Source organism: Streptomyces sp. NPDC001980 (assembly GCF_040296885.1).
In the GTDB taxonomy this organism is placed as follows: domain Bacteria; phylum Actinomycetota; class Actinomycetes; order Streptomycetales; family Streptomycetaceae; genus Streptomyces.
Window position 1 is genome coordinate 81,710 of sequence record NZ_JBEOYD010000012.1, and the last position, 19,114, is coordinate 100,823.

At 70.7% G+C, this 19,114-nt stretch carries 17 protein-coding genes; 9 read left to right on the plus strand and 8 right to left on the minus strand.

What is annotated here, in order from left to right:
• Positions 1–51 precede the first annotated feature (51 nt).
• The 6 genes from ABT137_RS20260 to rsmI form a co-directional block, all read right to left on the minus strand.
• Positions 52–963, minus strand: coding sequence for a 4-(cytidine 5'-diphospho)-2-C-methyl-D-erythritol kinase (locus ABT137_RS20260; protein WP_351710690.1), 912 nt, complete (start codon positions 961–963; stop codon positions 52–54).
• Positions 960–1,829, minus strand: coding sequence for a 16S rRNA (adenine(1518)-N(6)/adenine(1519)-N(6))-dimethyltransferase RsmA (rsmA, locus tag ABT137_RS20265; protein WP_351710692.1), 870 nt, complete (start codon positions 1,827–1,829; stop codon positions 960–962). Before rsmA ends, ABT137_RS20260 begins: the two co-directional genes overlap by 4 nt.
• 64 nt (positions 1,830–1,893) lie before the next feature.
• Entirely contained in the window at positions 1,894–3,339 is a 1,446-nt protein-coding gene (locus ABT137_RS20270) for a resuscitation-promoting factor (RefSeq protein ID WP_351710694.1), read from the minus strand.
• A gap of 157 nt (positions 3,340–3,496) precedes the next feature.
• Complete coding sequence (locus tag ABT137_RS20275; RefSeq protein WP_351710696.1) at positions 3,497–4,399, minus strand: TatD family hydrolase; 903 nt, start codon at positions 4,397–4,399, stop codon at positions 3,497–3,499.
• A gap of 46 nt (positions 4,400–4,445) precedes the next feature.
• Positions 4,446–4,880, minus strand: a complete 435-nt coding sequence (locus ABT137_RS20280) for a hypothetical protein (protein ID WP_351710698.1) — start codon at positions 4,878–4,880, stop codon at positions 4,446–4,448.
• Between the two features lie 455 nt (positions 4,881–5,335).
• The gene (rsmI, locus tag ABT137_RS20285; RefSeq protein ID WP_351710700.1) at positions 5,336–6,184 is read right to left on the minus strand and encodes a 16S rRNA (cytidine(1402)-2'-O)-methyltransferase; all 849 of its coding nucleotides are present in this window, start codon (positions 6,182–6,184) and stop codon (positions 5,336–5,338) included.
• Between the two features lie 129 nt (positions 6,185–6,313).
• Between rsmI and ABT137_RS20290 the strand changes: the two genes are divergently transcribed.
• Entirely contained in the window at positions 6,314–8,104 is a 1,791-nt protein-coding gene (locus tag ABT137_RS20290) for a dolichyl-phosphate-mannose--protein mannosyltransferase (protein ID WP_351710702.1), read from the plus strand.
• 16 nt (positions 8,105–8,120) lie between these two features.
• Here the strand turns inward: ABT137_RS20290 and ABT137_RS20295 are convergent, their stop codons facing one another.
• A complete protein-coding gene (locus ABT137_RS20295; RefSeq protein WP_351710704.1) occupies positions 8,121–9,416 on the minus strand; it encodes a hypothetical protein in 1,296 nt (431 codons plus the stop codon).
• 778 nt (positions 9,417–10,194) lie between these two features.
• Between ABT137_RS20295 and ABT137_RS20300 the strand changes: the two genes are divergently transcribed.
• On the plus strand, positions 10,195–11,805 hold the full coding sequence (locus ABT137_RS20300; protein WP_351710706.1) for a penicillin-binding transpeptidase domain-containing protein: 1,611 nt from the start codon (positions 10,195–10,197) through the stop codon (positions 11,803–11,805).
• 102 nt (positions 11,806–11,907) lie between these two features.
• Positions 11,908–13,581: a penicillin-binding transpeptidase domain-containing protein gene (locus tag ABT137_RS20305; protein ID WP_351710708.1), complete on the plus strand. Its 1,674-nt coding sequence runs from the start codon at positions 11,908–11,910 to the stop codon at positions 13,579–13,581.
• 43 nt (positions 13,582–13,624) lie between these two features.
• Here the strand turns inward: ABT137_RS20305 and ABT137_RS20310 are convergent, their stop codons facing one another.
• Positions 13,625–13,972 (minus strand): SsgA family sporulation/cell division regulator, encoded by a 348-nt coding sequence (locus ABT137_RS20310; protein ID WP_351710710.1) that lies wholly within the window; start codon positions 13,970–13,972, stop codon positions 13,625–13,627.
• Positions 13,973–14,150: 178 nt separating this feature from the next.
• Here ABT137_RS20310 and ABT137_RS20315 point away from each other — a divergent pair, with 178 nt between their 5' ends.
• The 6 genes from ABT137_RS20315 to ABT137_RS20340 all read left to right on the plus strand — a co-directional run bounded on the left by ABT137_RS20315 (position 14,151) and on the right by ABT137_RS20340 (position 19,096).
• A complete protein-coding gene (locus ABT137_RS20315; RefSeq protein WP_351710712.1) occupies positions 14,151–15,185 on the plus strand; it encodes an energy-coupling factor ABC transporter permease in 1,035 nt (344 codons plus the stop codon).
• Position 15,186: 1 nt separating this feature from the next.
• The gene (cbiQ, locus tag ABT137_RS20320) at positions 15,187–15,984 is read left to right on the plus strand and encodes a cobalt ECF transporter T component CbiQ (protein ID WP_351710714.1); all 798 of its coding nucleotides are present in this window, start codon (positions 15,187–15,189) and stop codon (positions 15,982–15,984) included.
• Positions 15,972–16,724 carry an energy-coupling factor ABC transporter ATP-binding protein gene (locus ABT137_RS20325; protein ID WP_351710716.1) on the plus strand — a complete coding sequence of 251 codons (753 nt, stop codon included), beginning with the start codon at positions 15,972–15,974 and terminating at the stop codon, positions 16,722–16,724. The genes cbiQ and ABT137_RS20325 overlap by 13 nt, the downstream gene beginning before the upstream one ends.
• 10 nt (positions 16,725–16,734) lie before the next feature.
• Positions 16,735–17,220, plus strand: a complete 486-nt coding sequence (locus ABT137_RS20330) for a MarR family winged helix-turn-helix transcriptional regulator (protein WP_351710718.1) — start codon at positions 16,735–16,737, stop codon at positions 17,218–17,220.
• Positions 17,221–17,420: 200 nt separating this feature from the next.
• On the plus strand, positions 17,421–17,825 hold the full coding sequence (locus tag ABT137_RS20335) for an organic hydroperoxide resistance protein (protein ID WP_351710956.1): 405 nt from the start codon (positions 17,421–17,423) through the stop codon (positions 17,823–17,825).
• Positions 17,826–17,926: 101 nt separating this feature from the next.
• On the plus strand, positions 17,927–19,096 hold the full coding sequence (locus tag ABT137_RS20340) for a serine hydrolase domain-containing protein (protein WP_351710720.1): 1,170 nt from the start codon (positions 17,927–17,929) through the stop codon (positions 19,094–19,096).
• Positions 19,097–19,114: the final 18 nt, after the last annotated feature.

Consider the following 19,114-nt stretch of genomic DNA (forward strand, 5'->3'; position numbering starts at 1 on the left):
TCGCCGGCGGCGCAGCCCTATTACGGTGCGGTGGCGGGACGGGGCACGGTATTACCGCGCGGTGGCGGGACGGGTCACCGTGGCGCCCGGCGCGGGGGCCGTCGCCGTGCGCACCGTACGGCAGGTGCCGGAGGCCCGCAGGGCGTCGGCGATCTTCGTGGCCGCCTGCGGATCGCGCGCGAGGAAGGCCGTCGTGGGCCCCGAGCCCGAGACGAGCGCGGCGAGCGCTCCGGCCCCGCGCCCCGCGTCCAGCGTGTCGGCGAGCTCCGGGAAGAGCGACAGGGCCGCGGGCTGGAGGTCGTTGGAGACGGCGGCGGCCAGCGCGTCCGCGTCCCCCTTCGCCAGCGCCTGCAGCAGCTCCGCCGAAGCCACCGGCTCCGGGATGTCCCGCCCCTGCGCCAGCCGGTCGAACTCGCGGAAGACCGCCGGCGTCGACAGCCCCCGCTCGGCCATCGCGAACACCCAGTGGAAGGTGCCGCCGGTCTCCAGCACGGTCAGCTGCTCGCCCCGCCCGATACCGAGAGCCGCCCCGCCGACCAGGCTGAAGGGCACGTCGCTGCCCAGGTCGGCGCAGATGGCGAGGAGTTCGGCGCGGGAGGCGCCCGTGCGCCAGAGCTCGTTGCAGGCGAGCAGCGCGCCCGCCCCGTCCGCGCTCCCCCCGGCCATGCCGCCGGCGACCGGGATGTCCTTGGCGATGTGGATGTGCACGGCCGGTTCGATGCCCCGGCGCTCGGCGAGCGCGAGCGCGGCGCGGGCCGCGAGGTTGGTGCGGTCGAGGGGGACCTCGGCGGCGTCCGGGCCCTCGCAGGTGACGGTCAGCTCGTCGGCGGGCGTGACCGTGACCTCGTCGTAGAGGCCGACGGCGAGGAAGACGTTGGCCAGGTCGTGGAAGCCGTCGGGGCGCGCGGCGCCCACCGCGAGCTGGACGTTGACCTTGGCGGGGACGCGTACCGTGACGCTCACTTACCGGACTCCTTGTGTTCGGCGATCCTCGCGAACTCTTCCACGGTCAGCGCCTCGCCGCGGGCCTGCGGCGAGACCCCGGCGGCGACCAGCGCCGCCTCGGCGGCCGCCGCGGACCCGGCCCACCCCGCGAGCGCCGCCCGCAGGGTCTTGCGCCGCTGCGCGAACGCCGCGTCGACGACCGCGAAGACCTCGCGCCTGGAGGCCGTCGTCTTCAGCGGTTCCGCGCGCCGGACGAGGGAGACGAGCCCGCTGTCGACGTTCGGGGCGGGCCAGAAGACGTTGCGCCCGATGGCACCGGCGCGCCTCACCTCGGCGTACCAGTTGGCCTTGACGGACGGCACGCCGTACACCTTGTTGCCGGGTCCGGCGGCGAGCCGGTCGGCGACCTCGGACTGCACCATCACCAGCGTCCGCTCGATGCTCGGGAAGGTCTCGAGCATGTGCAGGAGGACGGGGACGGCGACGTTGTAGGGGAGGTTCGCGACGAGTGCGGTCGGCGGCGGTCCTGGCAGCTCGGTGACGTGCATCGCGTCGGAGTGGACCAGCGCGAAGCGGTCCGCGCGCCCCGGCATGCGCGCCGTGATCGTCGCGGGCAGGGCGCCGGCGAGGACGTCGTCGATCTCGACGGCGGTGACCCGGTCGGCGACCTCCAGGAGCGCGAGCGTGAGGGACCCGAGCCCCGGGCCGACCTCCACAACGACGTCGTCCGGGCGGACCTCGGCGGTGCGGACGATACGGCGGACCGTGTTGGCGTCGATCACGAAGTTCTGGCCGCGCTGCTTGGTGGGGCGGACACCGAGCGCTGCCGCCAGCTCACGGATGTCGGCGGGGCCGAGGAGGGCGTCGGGGTTGGGGCTGCTCACGGGACAAGGGTACGGGCCACCGGGGACGCCTCCGGCCGGTCGCCCGTGCGGCCGCTTCCGCCGGTCACTTGTGCAGCCGCGCCCCGCAGTGCGGCCAGGGCGTGGAGCCGCGGCTCACGTAGAGCTTCTTCGCGCGGAACGTCTGCTCCTCGGCCGAGGCGTCCTGCGGGCGCCCGTTGCCGCCGAGGCTGTGCCAGGTGTGGGTGTCGAACTGGTACAGCCCGCCGTACGTCCCGGAAGGGTCCACCGCGTGCGCGCGGCCGCCGGACTCGCAGGCGGCGAGACCGTGCCAGTTCAGGCCCTCGGTGCCCGCCACGGAGTCGGGGTGCGGCTTGGTCCCCACCTTGACCAGCTGGGTGCGCGCCTCCCGGACCACCTCGGACGTCTCGCGGCGCGGCTTCTGCCGGACTCCGTTGACGGAGCGCAAGTAAAATGTCACACGGCGCAGCCCCGGCCGCCCGGCCCGCTCCACCACCTCGGTGCCCTTGAACAGCGTCGGGTCCGCCGTCCGCCGCACCTGGAACGGGATGGTCTCCTCGCGCACCTCCTTGCTGCCCGTGACGCGCAGCACGGTCACCGTCTGCCCGTCGCGCGGGAAGCCGGCCTGGGACACGGAGGTGGTGTCCTGGCCGTGCAGGGTGATCCCGGCCTCCTCGACGGCCTCGCCGACGGTCGCGGCGTTGGTGCGGATGGTCCGGGTCCGGCCGTCCGCCAGGATCGTGACCGTGCGCTCGGTGCGGACGTCGAGCGCGAGCCCGGCGCGTCCGATGTTCTGGGAGCGCGAGGCGGACAGGTAAGCGCCCTCGGCACGCACCCCGAGCTGCCTGAGCGCCCCGTCCACCGTGCGCGCCGTCGTCCACACCTCGCGCGGCTCGCCGTCCAGCGTGAGCCGTACGGGGCGGCCGTAGCGCACCGCGACCTCGTCGCCGCTGGCCAGGGCCGTGCCGGGGGCGGGCGCGACCACGTCGTGCGCCCCGACCGGTACGCCCTCCTCGGCCAGCAGGCCGGTCACGTCGTCCGCGAACGTGTGCAGGGTGCGCGGCCTGCCGTCCACGGTCAGCTCGATCGCCTTGTCCTTGGCGAGGAACGCGGTGGTGCCGCCCGCGAGGAACGCGACGACGAGCGCCTGCGGCAGCAGCCGGCGTACGGCGGACTCGGGGCGCCGGGAGTACCGCGCCTTGCGCCGGCGCGCGGCGCGGCGCCCCGCCACGGCACGCGCACCCACCTCTCGCGCCTCCTCCTCGACCCCGCGCTCCTCCTGCCGCGGCAACTCCTGCTCAGCGACATGCGTCTGCGTCGCCTCGGCCGTCTGGGCCGTCTGGGCCGTCTGGGCCGTCTGGGCCGTCTGGGCCGAGATCTCGTACGCCGGCTGGTACGTGTCACCCCCGTACGCCGTCCCGTATGCCAGCGTCTCGGCGTCGTGCGCGCCGTACACCTCCTGCGCGCCGTGCACTCCGGGCGCGCCGTAGGGGTCGTACGCCCCAGACGTCTCGTACTGCGATGTGCTCACGCCGACACGCTCCAGAGGGCCAGAGGGGTCCGGATCGGGCCCCCAGAACCTAGCGGAGCGGTCGTCACTCTCCAAAGCGGCACGACTACGCACGGTCGCGAGCAGATCGAAGGTGCGCCCTCGCGAACGTTATGCGCCAGTTATGATCGATATACCCTCAGTAGTCGAAGGCGCGGGCCGTGTTCGCGCCCAGGGCTGTCGCCAGCGCGTCCTCGTCGATGCCGCGCACGGCGGCCATCGCGCGCACCGTGACCGGAATGAGATACGGGGCGTTGGGCCGTCCGCGGTACGGCGCCGGGGTCAGGAAGGGTGCGTCGGTCTCCACGAGGAGCAGTTCCAGGGGAGCCACCAGCACCGCGTCCCGCAAGTTCTGGGCGTTCTTGAAGGTGACGTTGCCGGCGAAGGACATGAAGTAGCCCTCGCGGGCGCACTCCTCAGCCATCCCGGCATCCCCGGAGTAGCAGTGGAACACGGTCCGCTCGGGGGCGCCCTCCTCCTTGAGGACGCGCAGGACGTCGGCGTGGGCGTCGCGGTCGTGGATGACGAGGGCCTTGCCGTGCCGCTTGGCGATCTCGATGTGGGCGCGGAAGGAGCGCTCCTGGGCGGCCTTGCCCTCGGGCCCGGTCCGGAAGTAGTCGAGCCCGGTCTCGCCGACGCCCTTCACCTGGGGCAGCCCGGCCAGCCAGTCGATCTCGGCGAGCGCCTCGTCGAGCGCGGCGTCGCCGCCCCCCGCGCGGGCCCCTTGCCGGGACCAGCCGTCGGGGTCGCCGTGCACGATGCGCGGCGCCTCGTTGGGATGCAGCGCGACGGTCGCATGGACGTTCGCGTGCGCGGCGGCGGTGTCGGCCGCCCAGCGCGAGCCCTTGATGTCGCAGCCGACCTGGACGACGGTCGTCACCCCCACCGACGCGGCCTTCGCGAGGCCCTCCTCGACCGTGCCGGACTGCATGTCGAGGTGGGTGTGGGAGTCGGCGACGGGCACCCGGAGGGGCTCCGGGAGCGGCGGCGCCGCGTTCTTGTCGGCTGTACGGGAGGCCGTACCGGGGGCGTTCGAAGGCATGCCCCGATCCTACGAAAGGGGCATGCCGGCCGTGCCCGCCCCCGGGTCAGCTCGCCTTGCGCTGAAAGGGATGCAGGAGATCCGACAGATGCCAGTGGTGCGGCTGCTTGACCTCCGCGGAGGTCTCCGTCGCCTCGGCCGGCCCGGTCTCCGCACCGGCCTGCCCGCCAGAACGGTCCTGCGCCGACGGCTGATGCGACCGCTGCGCGGCGTTCCGCACCGACGAGACCTGCCCCGCGCGCATGATCCGCAGGACCTGGCCGTCGCAGTTCTGGCACGAGGGCCGGCTCAGCGGTGACGGGACGACCCGGCCGTTCGCCACGTACTTGACGAACTCGTGGTTGTCGGCGTCGGTGTGGTGCTGTATCTCGTACGACTGCTCCCAGCCGTGCCCGCATCGCATGCAGGCGAAGGAATACGACTCGTGGACGACGGCTGTGGCCGTACCGCGGAGGCCGGTCTGCCCTGCGAACTCACTCATGCCAGCTCCTCTTGTCCGCTTGGACAAGCACGCACCCCGGCGCGGGGATTCCCCCCGGAATCCCATGAGGGTGAGGGACGGGTGCGTCCCTGCTGACCAGTGGACGCCTTCACCCACGCGAATGCGACAGGCCTGCCGAGTGTTGGAGGCGATTTGGATTCTGCTTGCCAAATCGGCCTCGCCGCACAGGGCTGGGCTTTGCGTTTCCCGCCCTTGCTTTACCGTCCCGTGGGGCGCGCGCTCAGAGGAGTAGCACCCCGCTCAGAGGACACATCGCCGCAGGTCAGGGGCGCACGCTCGCGAGAGATGCGACTCGCTCGGAGATCGAGGAGCGCCCCTTCGGAACTCCGGCCCCGAGGCGCCCCGTCAGGGGCGCGGGGAACGGCGCGGCCAGCCCCCACCGGTCCGCACACGACTACACAAGAGCAACCACCCCGGCGCTACCCGGACCGCCCTCACCCATCAGCACGCTTCGCTGCGACCACGGCGTCGAAAACGATCCGCTTGGGAATCCCCGCCTCCACCGCCACCGCCGCGATCGCCTCCTTGCGACGCTCACCGGCCTCCTCCCGCACCCGCACACGCCGCACCAGTTCCGCCGCGTCGAGTTCCTCCGGCCCCCGCTCCGGCGCGCCCTCGACGACGACGGTGATCTCGCCGCGCACCCCGTCGGCGGCCCACACCGCCAGCTCGGCCAGCGGCCCGCGCCGCACCTCCTCGTACGTCTTGGTCAGCTCACGGCAGACGGCGGCCCGCCGCTCGGCGCCGAACACCTCGGCCATGGCGGCGAGGGTGTCGTCGAGGCGGTGCGGGGCCTCGAAGTAGACGAGGGTGCGGCGCTCCTCGGCGACCTCCGCCAGGCGCGAGCGGCGCTCGCCCGCCTTGCGCGGCAGGAACCCCTCGAAGCAGAACCGGTCGACGGGCAGCCCGGACAGCGCGAGCGCGGTGAGCACGGCGGACGGCCCCGGCACGGCCGTGACCCGGATCTCCTTCTCCACGGCGGCCGCGACCAGCCGGTAGCCGGGGTCGGAGACGGACGGCATCCCGGCGTCGGTCACGAGCAGCACGCGCGCGCCGCCGACGAGTTCCTCGACCAGCTCCGGTGTGCGGGCGGCCTCGTTGCCCTCGAAGTACGACACCACGCGCCCCTTGGGCGTCACCCCCAGCGCCTGGGTGAGCCACCGCAGCCGCCGCGTGTCCTCGGCCGCGATCACGTCGGCGCCGGTCAGCTCCGCGGCGAGCCGGGGCGGCGCGTCCGCGACGTCGCCGATGGGGGTGCCTGCGAGGACAAGGGTTCCAGTCACGCCTCCATCCTCCCAGCCGCCACCGACAGCACCGTCCACGGCAGACGCCCGGGGCGGTGAACGCAAAGGAACCCACCGCGAAGCCCCATTGCACGGGACTCACACAGAACGGTTCCCTACGATGGCGCGGTGACCAGTACCGCGTCCTCCACGGACACCCGGCAGGGCCAGGCAGCGCTCGACGAGCGGCCGACGTGGCAGCAGCGGCTGCGCCGGTTCGGCTACCCGGCAAGCCCGGCGCACACGGCGCACACCCCCGGCGACAGAGGCGCCGCCGGATCCGGCGCGCGCGCCGATGTCATCGACCGCCTGGTGCCGCCGTACACGGAGCCCAGCTCCCGGCTGTGGCTCGCCCTGGGGGTGCCTCCGGTACTCGCGGAGCGGATCACGCGCTGGTCGGGCTGGGGCGGTCCGCTCCTGGTGACGCTGATGGCGGGCCTGCTGCGGTTCTGGAACCTGGGCAGCCCCAAGGCGGTGATATTCGACGAGACGTACTACGCGAAGGACGCGTGGGCGCTCGTCCACCGCGGTTTCGAGGTCAACTGGGACAAGAACGCCAACGACCTGATCCTGCAGAAGGCCGGTCACGTCGGCATCCCGGTGGACGCGGCGTACGTCGTGCACCCGCCGGTCGGCAAGTACGTCATCGGGCTCGGGGAGCTGGTCTTCGGCTTCAACCCGTTCGGCTGGCGGTTCATGACGGCGCTGCTCGGCACGCTGAGCGTGCTGCTGCTGTGCCGGATCGGGCGCCGGATGTTCCGGTCCACCTTCCTGGGCTGCCTGGCGGGCGCGCTGATGGCGGTGGACGGACTGCACTTCGTGATGAGCCGAACCGCGCTGCTCGACGGGGTGCTGATGTTCTTCGTGCTGGCCGCGTTCGGCTGCCTGGTCATCGACCGGGACAGGGCGCGGGCGCGCCTGGCCGCCGCGCTCCCGGTCGACGCGGACGGCCGGGTCCGCCCGAACGCGCACATCGCGAGGACCACTCATCTGGGGTTGCGCCCCTGGCGCTGGGCGGCGGCCGTGCTGATGGGGCTGGCGATCGGCACGAAGTGGAACGGCATGTACATCCTGGCCGCGTTCATCGTGATGACCATCCTGTGGGACGTCGGCGCTCGCAAGGTGGCGGGTGCCGACCGCCGTCTCTCCGGCATGTTCGTGGCCGAGTCGCTCACCTCATGGGTGGTCATGTCCACCATCGCCGTCGCCGTCTACCTGACGTCCTGGATCGGCTGGATCCTGTCCCCCACCGACGGCACCGGCGGCTACTTCCGCAACTGGGCGGCCACCGACGGCAAGGGCGGCGACTGGACGTTCCTGCCGGACTGGCTGCGCAGTCTGTGGCACTACGAGCACGAGGTGTACCTGTTCCACGTCGGCCTGTCGTCGCCGCACACGTACATGTCGAACCCGTGGTCGTGGCTGGTGCTGGGCCGCCCGGTGTCGTACTACTACGAGTCGCCGTCCCCGGGCGTGGACGGCTGCCCGTCGGACGCCGGCCAGAAGTGCGCCCGCGAGGTGCTCGCGATCGGCACCCCGCTGCTGTGGTGGGCGGCCTGCTTCGCGATCGCCTACATCCTGTGGCGGTGGGCGTTCCGCCGCGACTGGCGGGCCGGCGCCATCGCGTGCGGCATCGCGGCCGGCTACCTGCCCTGGTTCATGTACCAGGAGCGCACGATCTTCCTCTTCTACGCCGTCGTCTTCGTGCCGTTCCTCTGTCTCGCGGTGGCGATGATGATCGGCGCGATCATCGGCCCGCCGGGTTCCAGCGACACCCGACGGCTGGTCGGCGCGTCGAGTGCGGGCGTCCTGGTGCTGCTGATCGTCTGGAACTTCATCTACTTCTGGCCGCTGTACACGGGCACGGCGATTCCCATCGACTCCTGGCGTTCACGTATGTGGCTCGATACCTGGGTCTAACGGGACCCGCCGCGCCTCACCGGCCCTTCGTCAGTGCCTCTATCGGCATCTCGGCGAACCCGCTGTCGATCGCTTCAAGCCCGTACCGCGCAAGAAGGGTGCCCATATCCTCCGCACTCGGCCTGACATTCTCCCCTCCTTCTGAAGAGGAGACGGTCACCGCAATGTTCGGATACTGCAGCAGCCACCACGTGGTGAGATGTTTTCGCCTTCTTGTCGCCGCAGTCAGATAACTTCCCTCACGCAGCGGGAAGGTCCACTTCAGAAAATCGACGCTACGCGGTGCGCCACCCCTCACCCATTCCGGGGCATCACTGATGTGTTTGAGTGATGATTCATCCCAGGACTTTTGCACGTCTGGCGTGTCGAGAGAGACTCGATCCTTTCTGACCAGAATGGCTTCGGAATAAGCAATGAGGGTCTGGTACTTGATGCCCTTTGGCAGCTGGATGACGCGATCCACCGTCCGGGTTTCTCCGGGGTCCAACCATGTGTCCGTGCCGGGATAGAAGATCATGCCATTCTCGATCACGGTCGAACCCCTGATCTGGAAGTTCTCCCGGAGGACACCGTTCGATGCGCCGTACAGCCAGCTCTTACGGGATTTCGCCACCTGACTCGTGTCCTCGTACTGCCCCTGGACCACGTAAATACTCTGGGGGATGTATGCGGAGACCTTCCCGCCATTCTTCAAGGTCAGACGCAGCGGCACAGCAGTGCCACCAGTGGCATGGTTCGCCACAGGCTTTTCCAAATCCACAGTGACCGAGACGAGCATGGGGGTGGAATAGGGCAGGTAAATCTGCGAGTATGCAAAGTTACTGAACGCCAAAAACGTCGTCGCCAGGGCTCCGACGGCGAACGCGCGGGGCGCCGGAATGTCTTTCCAGACTTTTTCGTGTCGCAGGAGCTTCCACAGTGCCCAGCCTGACCAGATTAGAAGAGCAGCCCACACGATCAGCCAGTTCGTGAGTTCGCGCCCCTCTATTTGCATCGCCAGAAGTCCGGCGTTGACGACCAGAACAAGCAGGACGGCAGCCAGAACAAAAATTCCGGACGCCCTGAAACCCCGCTTGCCGAAGTAGTCACAAGCGGCAACCGCGGCAACGAACATCACCAGGGCGGCGGCCAATGCGGAGAAGCCGGTTATCCGTCCCGCAAACGACAGGGCTTCGCTGACATCGTTCAACCCGAACCAGGCGAGTATGCCGCCGCCGGCCACCAGACCTGCAGCCATCACGATCGCCACGTAAAGGTCTCGGAGCCTTCCGGTTCTGTCTTCGTGCGGCCGAACAACATTCGGTTCGTCCATAAATCCAGCATGAGCGCAACAGCCGGGTGGAGCCCGCCGAATTACGCCATCCGTGACATGGCAGAGCTAAGTCCGACCCCTCAGTCCATCACGGAACGTCATCCCAGGATGTGGTGCGTGTTCGTGTTGGGAATGCCGGCACCCCCGCCCCCCGGGATGTTCGTCGTAGTCGGCGTCGGCGTGTTGGGCGTGTTGGGAATGTGCCCGCCGCCGCTCCCCGCACTCGGCGTAATTTGCGTATTGGATGGGTGCGGCTCGACGGCCGAAGACACCAATGCGTCGTTCCGGGCTGTGGTCACAGCCTCTGCGCCGAGCGAACCGGTTGTCGCAGCGAGCAGCGCCGCAGCGCAGAAAACCCCTGCCATGTGCGCGATTCCATTTCGAGAAATAAACATGAGAGCCTCGCTCTCTGCCGTATCGCTCAGGTTGTCGACTTTTGTCGCAGGTGGCATAATATGGCGCCCATAGGTGCGCCTTCCGACACAAGACCAGCGTTCCGCAGTTTCTTCCAGCTTATTCCCAAGCGATCAGGGTTCAAGTTTTCCGGCCGCTGTACACGGGCACGGCGACTCCCCCCCCCGGACCCCTGGCGTTCACGTATGTGGCTCGACAGCTGGGTGTGAGCCACATCCCTGATCTCCGTTCGGCCAACAGTTCGGCCAACAATCGGTCAACACCTGTCACAGGGGTCCCACAACGACCTACAGTGCGAGTCACAACCAGCTTTTGAACGCGTTCACAAAATGCGGAAAAGGCTCACGGGGAGGGATTTCGCACCATGCGCAAGGGGGTCAAGGGCGCCCTGATCGGCGGCGTCTGCGCAGCCGTGCTGGGCGGGGGCGGGTACGGCGCCTACAACGTTCTGTCCGCGGTGCGCGGCGACGGCACACCGGCCGTGCGGACCGGGCCGCCGACGAAGGACGAGATCAAGGACACCACGCAGAAGTTCTTCGCGGCCTGGGAGAAGGGCCGGGCGGCGACCGCGGCGTCGCTCACGAACGACTCCGCCGACGCCGAACCGGTGCTCACCTCCTTCAGCGACGTGGCGCACATCAAGGACGTGCACATCACGCCCGGCGAGGCCACCGGCGCCACCGTGCCGTACAGCGTGAAGGCGACCGTGTCCTACGGCGGGAAGTCGAAGCCGCTCGCCTACAAGAGCCGCCTGACGATCGTGCGCGGCGCGACCACGCACCGTGCGCTGGTCGACTGGGATCCGTCCGTGGTCCACCCGGAACTGAAGCGCGGCGACACCCTGTCCACCGGCGAGGCGGCGAGCCCGCCGATCGAGGCCGTGGACCGCAACGGCCAGGTCCTCACCAAGGACAAGTACCCGTCCCTGGGCCCGATCCTGGACGAGCTGCGCAGCCGCTACGGCGACAAGGCGGGCGGCACGCCCGGCGTGGAGCTGGTCATCCAGCACGCGTCCGAGGAGTCCGCCGACACCACGCTGCTGACCCTCACGGAGGGCAAGGCGGGCAAGCTGCGTACGACGCTGGACGCGCGCGTGCAGGCCGCCGCCGAGACCGCGGTGACGAAGTACGCCGAGTCGTCGGTGGTGGCCGTCAAACCCAGCACCGGCGAGGTGCTGGCGGTCGCCAACCACCGCGAGGACGGCTTCAACGCGGCCTTCCTCGGCGAGCTGGCGCCCGGCTCCACCATGAAGATCATCAGCGCGGCCACCCTCATCGACACAGGCCTCACGACGGCGAACGGCCCGGCCCCCTGCCCGCCGACCGCGACCTGGCAGAGCCAGACCTTCAGCAACCTCAAGGGACTTCAGCCGGACGAGAAGGCCACCCTCTCGGACAGCTTCGCGCGCTCCTGCAACACCGCGTTCGTGAAGTACGCGGACTCGGTCCAGGTCGACTCGCTCACCAAGGAGGCCGAGGACCGGTTCGGGCTCGGGAAGAACAACTGGAAGGTGGGCATCCCGAGTTTCGACGGCCGGGTCCCCGCCTCCGGCGGCCCGGACACCGCGGCCAACCTGATCGGCCAGGGCCAGGTGCAGATGTCCCCGCTGAACATGGCGTCGGTGGCGGCGACCGCGGCGACCGGAACCTTCCGGCAGCCGGTGCTCGTCCCGCAGAAGCTGGACGGCCGTGAGCTGGCCACCGCGAAGGGCCTGTCGCCCGCCACGGCCGACCAGCTGCGCGCCATGATGAACCGCACCGCGACCAGCGGCACCGCGGCCGGGGTCATGCGCGGGCTGAGCGGCAGCATCGGCGCCAAGACGGGTTCGGCGGAGGTCGACGGCCAGTCCAAGTCGAACAGCTGGTTCGCCGGCTACCGCAACGACGTGGCGGCCGCGGCCATGACCCAGGACGGCGGCCACGGCATTGACGCGGCCGGTCCGATTGTCGCAAGCGTGCTACGGATCGGTGGCTGACGTCACTCCCACAGGCCGGGACTCTAGGCTGGTGCCGTCGTTGGGGAGCGTGAGGGCTACGGGGCGGCGGGGACCCTGGGGAATGCGCGGAGGAACTGACCAGTGGGCAAGAGAAGGCGCGTCGTCGAGCGACGGAAGCACAGACCCGCCGTCGTCGGCGGAGTGATCGCCGTCGTCGTCGGCGGAGCGGGCCTCGGCCTCTACGCGCTGTACGGCGGCGGTGCCGCCGACGCGGCGTCGACGGCACAGACGGCCGGCCACAAGCCCGTCAAGACCGGTCCGCTGTCCGCCACCGAGGTGCAGACGACGGCGCGCACCTTCCTGTCGTCCTGGCAGCACGGCAAGGTCACCCAGGCCGCCGCCGTCACGGACGACAGCAAGGCCTGCATCAAGCTCCTCACCGGCTACACCAAGGACGCCCACGTCACGGGCGTCACCCTCACCGAGGGCACCCGCACCGGCGACAAGATCCCGTTCTCCGTCAAGGCGACGGTGTCGTACAAGGGCGTCAGCAAGCCGCTGTCGTACGACTCCGCGTTCACCGTGATCCGCCGGACCAGCGACGGCAAGCCGGTGGTGAACTGGCACGCCGCGGTCGTCCACCCGGACCTCTCGGACGGCGACACCCTGGTCACCGGCGCGTCCGGGACCCCGCCCATCAAGGCCCTGGACCGCGACGGCGGGGAGATCACCACCGCGAAGTACCCGTCGCTGGGCTCGGTCCTCGACGGGCTGCGGGAGAAGTTCGGCAAGAAGGCCGGCGGCAAGGCGGGCGTCGAACTGCGCGTGGTGCGCGGCGCGGCGTCCGAGAAGGCGAAGCTGTCCGACAAGACCCTCCTGGAGCTCAGCAAGGGCACGCCGGGCACCGTGAAGACCACGCTCAGCCCGACCCTGCAGGCGGCCGCCGAGAAGCAGGTCACCACGCAGAAGAACGCCTCGGTCGTGATGATGCGGCCGTCGACCGGCGAGGTCCTCGCCGTCGCCAACTCCAGCCACGGCTTCAACGTGGCCTTCCAGGGCTCGCTGGCGCCCGGCTCCACGATGAAGATCATCACGTCGACCATGCTGTTCGAGAAGGGGCTCATCACCCCGGACGCGTCGCACCCCTGCCCGAAGACGTACAAGCTCGCCGGGTGGACGTTCCACAACGACGACGACTCGGAGATCAAGCAGGGCACGTTCAAGCTGAGCTTCGGCGCCTCCTGCAACAACGCCTTCATCAACTTCGCGCCCAAGCTCTCCAACAGCGACCTGACCACCGAGGCCCAGCAGGTCTACGGCCTCGGCATGAACAACTGGGCCATCGGCGTCCCCACCTTCGACGGTTCCGTGCCGGTGCAGAGCGGCGCGCAGATGGGCGCCTCGCTGATCGGACAGGGCGGGGTGCGCATGAACCCGCTGAACATGGCGTCGGTGTCGGCCACGGTGGACACCGGCTCCTTCCACCAGCCGTACCTGGTCGCCCCGAGCGTCGACAACCGGACGATCGCGAAGGCCTCGCGCACGATGTCGTCGAAGACGCAGGCGCAGCTGAAGGAGGTCATGCAGTACACCGCGGCGTACGGTACGGCGGCCAAGGCGATGTCGGGACTGAGTTCGAGCTGCGGCGCCAAGACCGGCTCGGCCGAGGTCGACGGCCAGAAGAAGCCGAACGGCTGGTTCACCGCGTACTGCGGCGACTTCGCCGCCGCGGGTGTGGTCCAGGCGGGCGGGCACGGCGGCGACACGGCCGGACCGATCGTGGCGGCACTGCTGAAGCTCGGCGCGTCCCTCTGACGTCGAAGGCGCCGAAAGGCGCCGAAAGCCTCGAAGGAGCGCGTCAGCCGGCGATGGGGGTCGTCATGTAGGTGCGCCTGAGGAAGCGCAGCAGCGCCTTCGACTCGAACTGGACCACCGACGTGCCGTGGTCGGAGTGGAACTCCACCACGGCCTGGACCCGCCCCAGCGGCCAGACCCGTACGTCACCGCTCTCCGCGGGCGCCCTGAGGCCCTGTTCCAGCAGCGAGCGCGAGAACGTCCACTCGTCCGTGCCGGGCAGGCCGACCTGTACCGTCCTGGGATCGGCGTCGGAGTCGTAGCGCAGGACGACGGGCACCGCGCCCGGATCGTCCCGCGCGTCCTCGTCCGTGACGATGTGGGCTCGCGCATACTGCTCGACTACAGACATCGGACTGCCCTTTACGCTCCGTGATCCGTGCGAAAGCTGTGGCATCCGCTTTCTTATCTAATGTCGCACATTTTCCCTAATGTGCTTGCGGGGACCATCAGGGCCCACCAGTGAATCCGGATGTGACGAGCTTCTCGCTCTTGCAAAAGGTTCGCAATAGGACCCTAAAATCGAACCCGTGCATGTACCTGACGGATTCATCGACGCACCCACCTCCGCGGTCACCGCCGTGGTCGCCGCCGGCGCCCTCGCGGTCGGCCTGCGCGGCGCCCGCCGTGAACTCGACGACCGCACCGCGCCGCTGGCCGGACTGGTGGCGGCGTTCATCTTCGCCGTACAGATGCTCAACTTCCCCGTCGCGGCCGGAACAAGCGGCCATCTGCTGGGAGGAGCGCTCGCCGCGATACTCGTCGGCCCCTACACGGGCGTCCTGTGCGTGTCCGTGGTCCTCCTCATGCAGGGCATCCTGTTCGCGGATGGCGGGCTGACCGCGCTCGGCGTCAACATCACCGACATGGCGATCGTGACCACGGTGGTGGCGTACGCCGTCTTCCGCGGCCTGCTGAAGGTCCTGCCCCGCAGCCGGCGCTCGGTGACCGGCGCCGCCTTCGTCGCCGCCCTGCTCTCCGTGCCCGCCGCGGCCGTCGCCTTCACCCTCCTCTACGCGGTCGGCGGCACCACCGACGTCGCCATCGGCAAGGTGGCCGGCGCGATGATCGGCGTGCACGTCCTCATCGGTGTCGGCGAGGCCGCGATCACCGCGCTCACGGTCGGCACGGTCGTCGCCGTGCGCCCTGACCTGGTGTACGGGGCGCGCGGCCTGCGGCAGGGGCTGAAGCTGCGCGTGAACGGCGAACTGGTGGACGCGCCGGAGCCGACCGCGCCCGTGGCGGCGCGCACCTCTCGCCGCGCGCTGTGGATCAGCGGTCTGGCGACCTCCCTTCTGCTCGCCGGGTTCGTCAGCTACTACGCCTCCGCCAGCCCCGACGGCCTGGAGAAGGTCGCCCACGACCACGGCATCGACACGAAGACGAAGGAGCACGCCTCGGCCGGCTCCCCGCTCGCCGACTACGGCGTCGAGGACGTCTCCGACGCCCGGCTCTCCGGGGGCCTCGCGGGCGTCATCGGGGTCGGCACGACAGTGGTCGCGGGCAGCGCGGTGTTCTGGGCGGTGCGCAGGCGCCGTACCGGCACCCCTTCAGAGGTGCACTGACGTGGGTGCCGATGGGGGTACCTCCCGCGCGAGCGAATTCGAGCGTGGGGGAGCGCACCGGCTCTACCGGCACGCGCACTCGCGCGTGCACGCGCTCCCGCCGCACACCAAGCTCGCCGCCGCCCTCGCCTTCGTGGTCGTCGTGGTCTCGACCCCGCGCACGGCGATGTGGGCGTTCGCGCTGTACGCCGTGCTGCTCGCGGTCGTCGCGCACCACGCGCGCGTGCCCGCCGGTTTCCTCCTGAAGCGGCTGCTGATCGAGGTGCCGTTCGTCGCCTTCGCGGTGCTGATGCCGTTCGTCGCGGAGGGCGAGCGGACCGACGTGCTGGGCCTCTCGCTCAGCGTGAACGGCCTGTGGGGCGCCTGGAACGTTCTGGTGAAAGGCACCCTGGGCGTCGCCACCTCCGTCCTCCTGGCGGCCACCACGGAGCTGCGCGCACTGCTCCTCGGCCTGGAGCGGCTGAAGCTGCCGCCGCTGCTCGTCCAGATCGCCTCCTTCATGATCCGCTACGGCGACGTCATCACCGACGAGATGCGCCGGATGCGGATCGCCCGTCGGTCGCGCGGCTTCGAGGCGCGGGGCGTGCGCCACTGGGGTGTGCTCGCGAAGTCCGCGGGCGCGCTGTTCATCCGCTCCTACGAACGCGGGGAGCGCGTCCACCTGGCCATGGTGAGCCGCGGGTACTCCGGTTCGATGCCGGTCGTCCACGAGGTGACCGCGTCCCGGGCCCAGTGGTCGTACGCCCTCGCGCTGCCGTTGTCCGCCCTTGTCGTCTGCCTGTTGGGATGGGCCCTGTGACCACCGCTCCCGCTTCCCTTGAGGTCTCCGGCCTCGCCTTCGCCTACCCCGACGGGCACCAGGCCCTGTTCGGCGTGGACTTCTCCGTCGCGCGCGGCGAACGGGTCGCGCTGCTCGGGCCGAACGGCGCCGGGAAGACCACCCTCGTGCTGCACCTCAACGGCATCCTGGGCGGCGGCACGGGCACGGTGACGGTGGCCGGACTGCCCATCGGCAAGCGGCACATGGCGGAGATCCGGCGCCGGGTCGGCATCGTCTTCCAGGACCCGGACGACCAGCTGTTCATGCCGACGGTCCGCGAGGACGTGGCGTTCGGACCGGCGGCGGCCGGTCTGAAGGGCGCGGAGCTGGAGGCACGCGTGCGTGCCGCACTGGAACAGGTCGGCATGGGCGACTTCGCCGAACGCCCGCCGCACCACCTGTCCTTCGGGCAGCGCCGCCGGGTGGCGGTGGCGACCGTCCTCGCCATGGAGCCGGAGATCCTCGTCCTGGACGAGCCCTCCTCCAACCTCGACCCGGCCTCCCGGCGTGAACTCGCCGACATCCTGCGCTCCCTGGACGTGACGGTCCTGATGGTCACCCACGACCTGCCGTACGCCCTGGAGCTGTGCCCGCGCTCCCTGGTGCTCAGCGACGGCACGATCGCCGCCGACGGGCCCACCGCCGAACTCCTCCGTGACGACGCCCTGATGCGCGCCCACCGGCTGGAACTGCCCTTCGGATTCGACCCGCGTCCGTGACAATGGGCCCGTGACGCATCAAGAGGACGCCGGACCGGTCGCCGGGCCGGTCGCCGGGCCGCCGCGGCTGGACGACCAGCTGTGCTTCGCGCTGTACGCCGCGCAGCGCGCCGTGACCGCCGCCTACCGCCCGCTCCTCGACGAACTCGGGCTCACCTACCCGCAGTACCTCGTGCTGCTCGTCCTGTGGGAGCGGGGCGAGACCACGGTGAAGGAACTGACGGAGGCGCTCCGGCTCGACTACGGCACGGTGTCACCACTGCTGAAGCGGCTGGAGGGGGCGGGGCTGGTGCGCAGGGAGCGCTCGGAACGGGACGAGCGCTCGGTGCTCGTCGGATGCACCGGGCGCGCGGAGGAACTGCGGGAGCGCGCGGCGCGCGTCCCCGGCGCCCTGCTCACGGCAACGGGGCTCGACGGGGTCGACGTGGCCCGGCTCCGCGAGGAGTTGCGGGAGCTCGCGGAACGGGCGGGCCGGGCGGCCTTGCGGCCGTTGTAGCCGGGCAGCCTTGCGGCCGTTGTCGGCCGACAGCTATTACCCACGGTTTCCACCCCCTGGTAGCCACAGGGCTTCCTACCGGTCGGTACCTTGTGCACGATGTGCTTGCACACTTCTGTGTTGCCCACCACTGTTTCCGCCCTGGGGGAGGTCCCGCCGTGATCGAAGGCGCCACCGTCGACTCTCGTCCGACGAAGATCATGTATGTCGCCGAGGCGACCGCGCACGGCGGCCGGGACGGGTATGTCAGCAGTCAGGACGGCCAGATCGAGCTCAAGGTGGCGATGCCTCCGGCACTGGGCGGCGACGGCAACGGCACCAACCCGGAGCAGCTGTTCGCGGCGGGGTACAGCGCCTGCTTCCACAACGCGCTGATCCTCGTCGGCAACCGCGCGGGCTACGACCTGACCGGCTCCACGGTCGCCGCGAAGGTCGGCATCGGCCCCAACAAGCAGCGCGGCTACGGCCTCGCGGTCGCCCTCAGCGTCTCGCTCCCGGTGCTGGACGCGGACGTCGCGGCGAAGCTGGTGGACGCCGCCCACGAGGTCTGCCCGTACTCGAACGCCACGCGCGGGAACATCGAGGTGACCATCGTGCTCGGCTGACCCCCGGGCACGTGCCGTAGACCACGTCGTACCGAGGAATCCGGGGCCCGGCGGCCATGTTCCACTCACTGTCACCAGCGAGTGGGTGGAGGGATCCGGACGTGGACGTGCACGGCACTGTGGCGGAGGGCTTCGAGCCGGTCAGGGACGCGTTCACGAGCAACTTCGAGCTGCTCGGGGACCGGGGCGCGGCGGTGGCCGTGTACCGGGACGGGCACCGGGTCGTCGACCTGTGGGGCGGCGCCCTGGACTTCGACGGGGACGCCGGCGAGGCGCCGTGGGAGCACGGCACCGCCCAGGTCGTGCGCTCGGCCACCAAGGGCGTCGCCGCCGCCGCTCTGCTGCTCCTGCACCAGCGCGGCGAGCTGGACCTGGACGCGCCGGTGGGCGACCACTGGCCGGAATACAAGGCGGCCGGCAAGGAGCGGACGCTGGTGCGGCACCTGCTCGCGCACCGCGCGGGCGTGCCGGTGCTGGACCGGCCGCTCACGCCCGCGGAGGCCGCCGACCCCGACCTCGGCGCGGCCGCCGTGGCGGCACAGGCGCCGGTGTGGGAGCCGGGCAGCGACCACGGCTACCACGCGCAGACGTACAGCTGGCTGACCGGTGAGCTGGTGCGGCGGATGACCGGGCGGAGCATCGGCGAGTGGATCGCGGACGAGATCGCCGGGCCGGCCGGCGCCGAGCTGTGGCTCGGGCTGCCGGAGGCGGAGCAGACGCGCGTGGGGCGCGTCGGACCCGTGGCCGCGCCGGAGAGCGCGGGCGCGCTGCGGACCCGGCCCAAGCGCGCCGTCTCCGAGGCGTACGCCGACCCCGGCTCGCTGACCCGCCGGGCGTTCGGCGCGATCAGCCCGCTCCCGGACGAGAACGACCCCGCCTACCGCGCGGCCGCCCTGCCCGCCTCCAACGGCATCGCCACCGCCGACGGCCTGGCCCGCTTCTACGCCTCCCTGATCGGCGAGGTCGACGGCGGCCGACGGCTGTTCACGCCGGAGACCGTCGAGCTGGCCCGCGGCGAGCAGTCGGCCGGTCCCGACCGGGTGCTGGTCGTCTCCACCCGCTTCGGGCTCGGCTACATGCTGCACGGGAGCGCCTCCCCGCTGCTCTCCCCCGCCTCCTTCGGCCACCCGGGCCGCGGCGGCGCCCTCGCCTTCGCGGACCCGGAGTCGGGCATCGCCTTCGGCTATGTCACCAACGGCTTCCGCAAGAGCGTGACGGCGGACCCGCGGGCGCAGGCGCTGGTGCGCGCGGTGCGCACGGCGCTGTCGTAACCACCGCGCGCGCCTTCG

What these genes read in the sequence shown, in the direction of transcription:
- ABT137_RS20275 (WP_351710696.1), bottom strand. Translation starts at nt 4,399, where the DNA reads ATGCCTTCGAACGCCCCCGGTACGGCCTCCCGTACAGCCGACAAGAAC.
- ABT137_RS20280 (WP_351710698.1), bottom strand. Translation starts at nt 4,880, where the DNA reads ATGAGTGAGTTCGCAGGGCAGACCGGCCTCCGCGGTACGGCCACAGCC.
- ABT137_RS20295 (WP_351710704.1), bottom strand. Translation starts at nt 9,416, where the DNA reads ATGGACGAACCGAATGTTGTTCGGCCGCACGAAGACAGAACCGGAAGG.
- ABT137_RS20300 (WP_351710706.1), top strand. Translation starts at nt 10,195, where the DNA reads ATGCGCAAGGGGGTCAAGGGCGCCCTGATCGGCGGCGTCTGCGCAGCC.
- ABT137_RS20310 (WP_351710710.1), bottom strand. Translation starts at nt 13,972, where the DNA reads ATGTCTGTAGTCGAGCAGTATGCGCGAGCCCACATCGTCACGGACGAG.
- ABT137_RS20325 (WP_351710716.1), top strand. Translation starts at nt 15,972, where the DNA reads ATGGGCCCTGTGACCACCGCTCCCGCTTCCCTTGAGGTCTCCGGCCTC.
- ABT137_RS20335 (WP_351710956.1), top strand. Translation starts at nt 17,421, where the DNA reads ATGTATGTCGCCGAGGCGACCGCGCACGGCGGCCGGGACGGGTATGTC.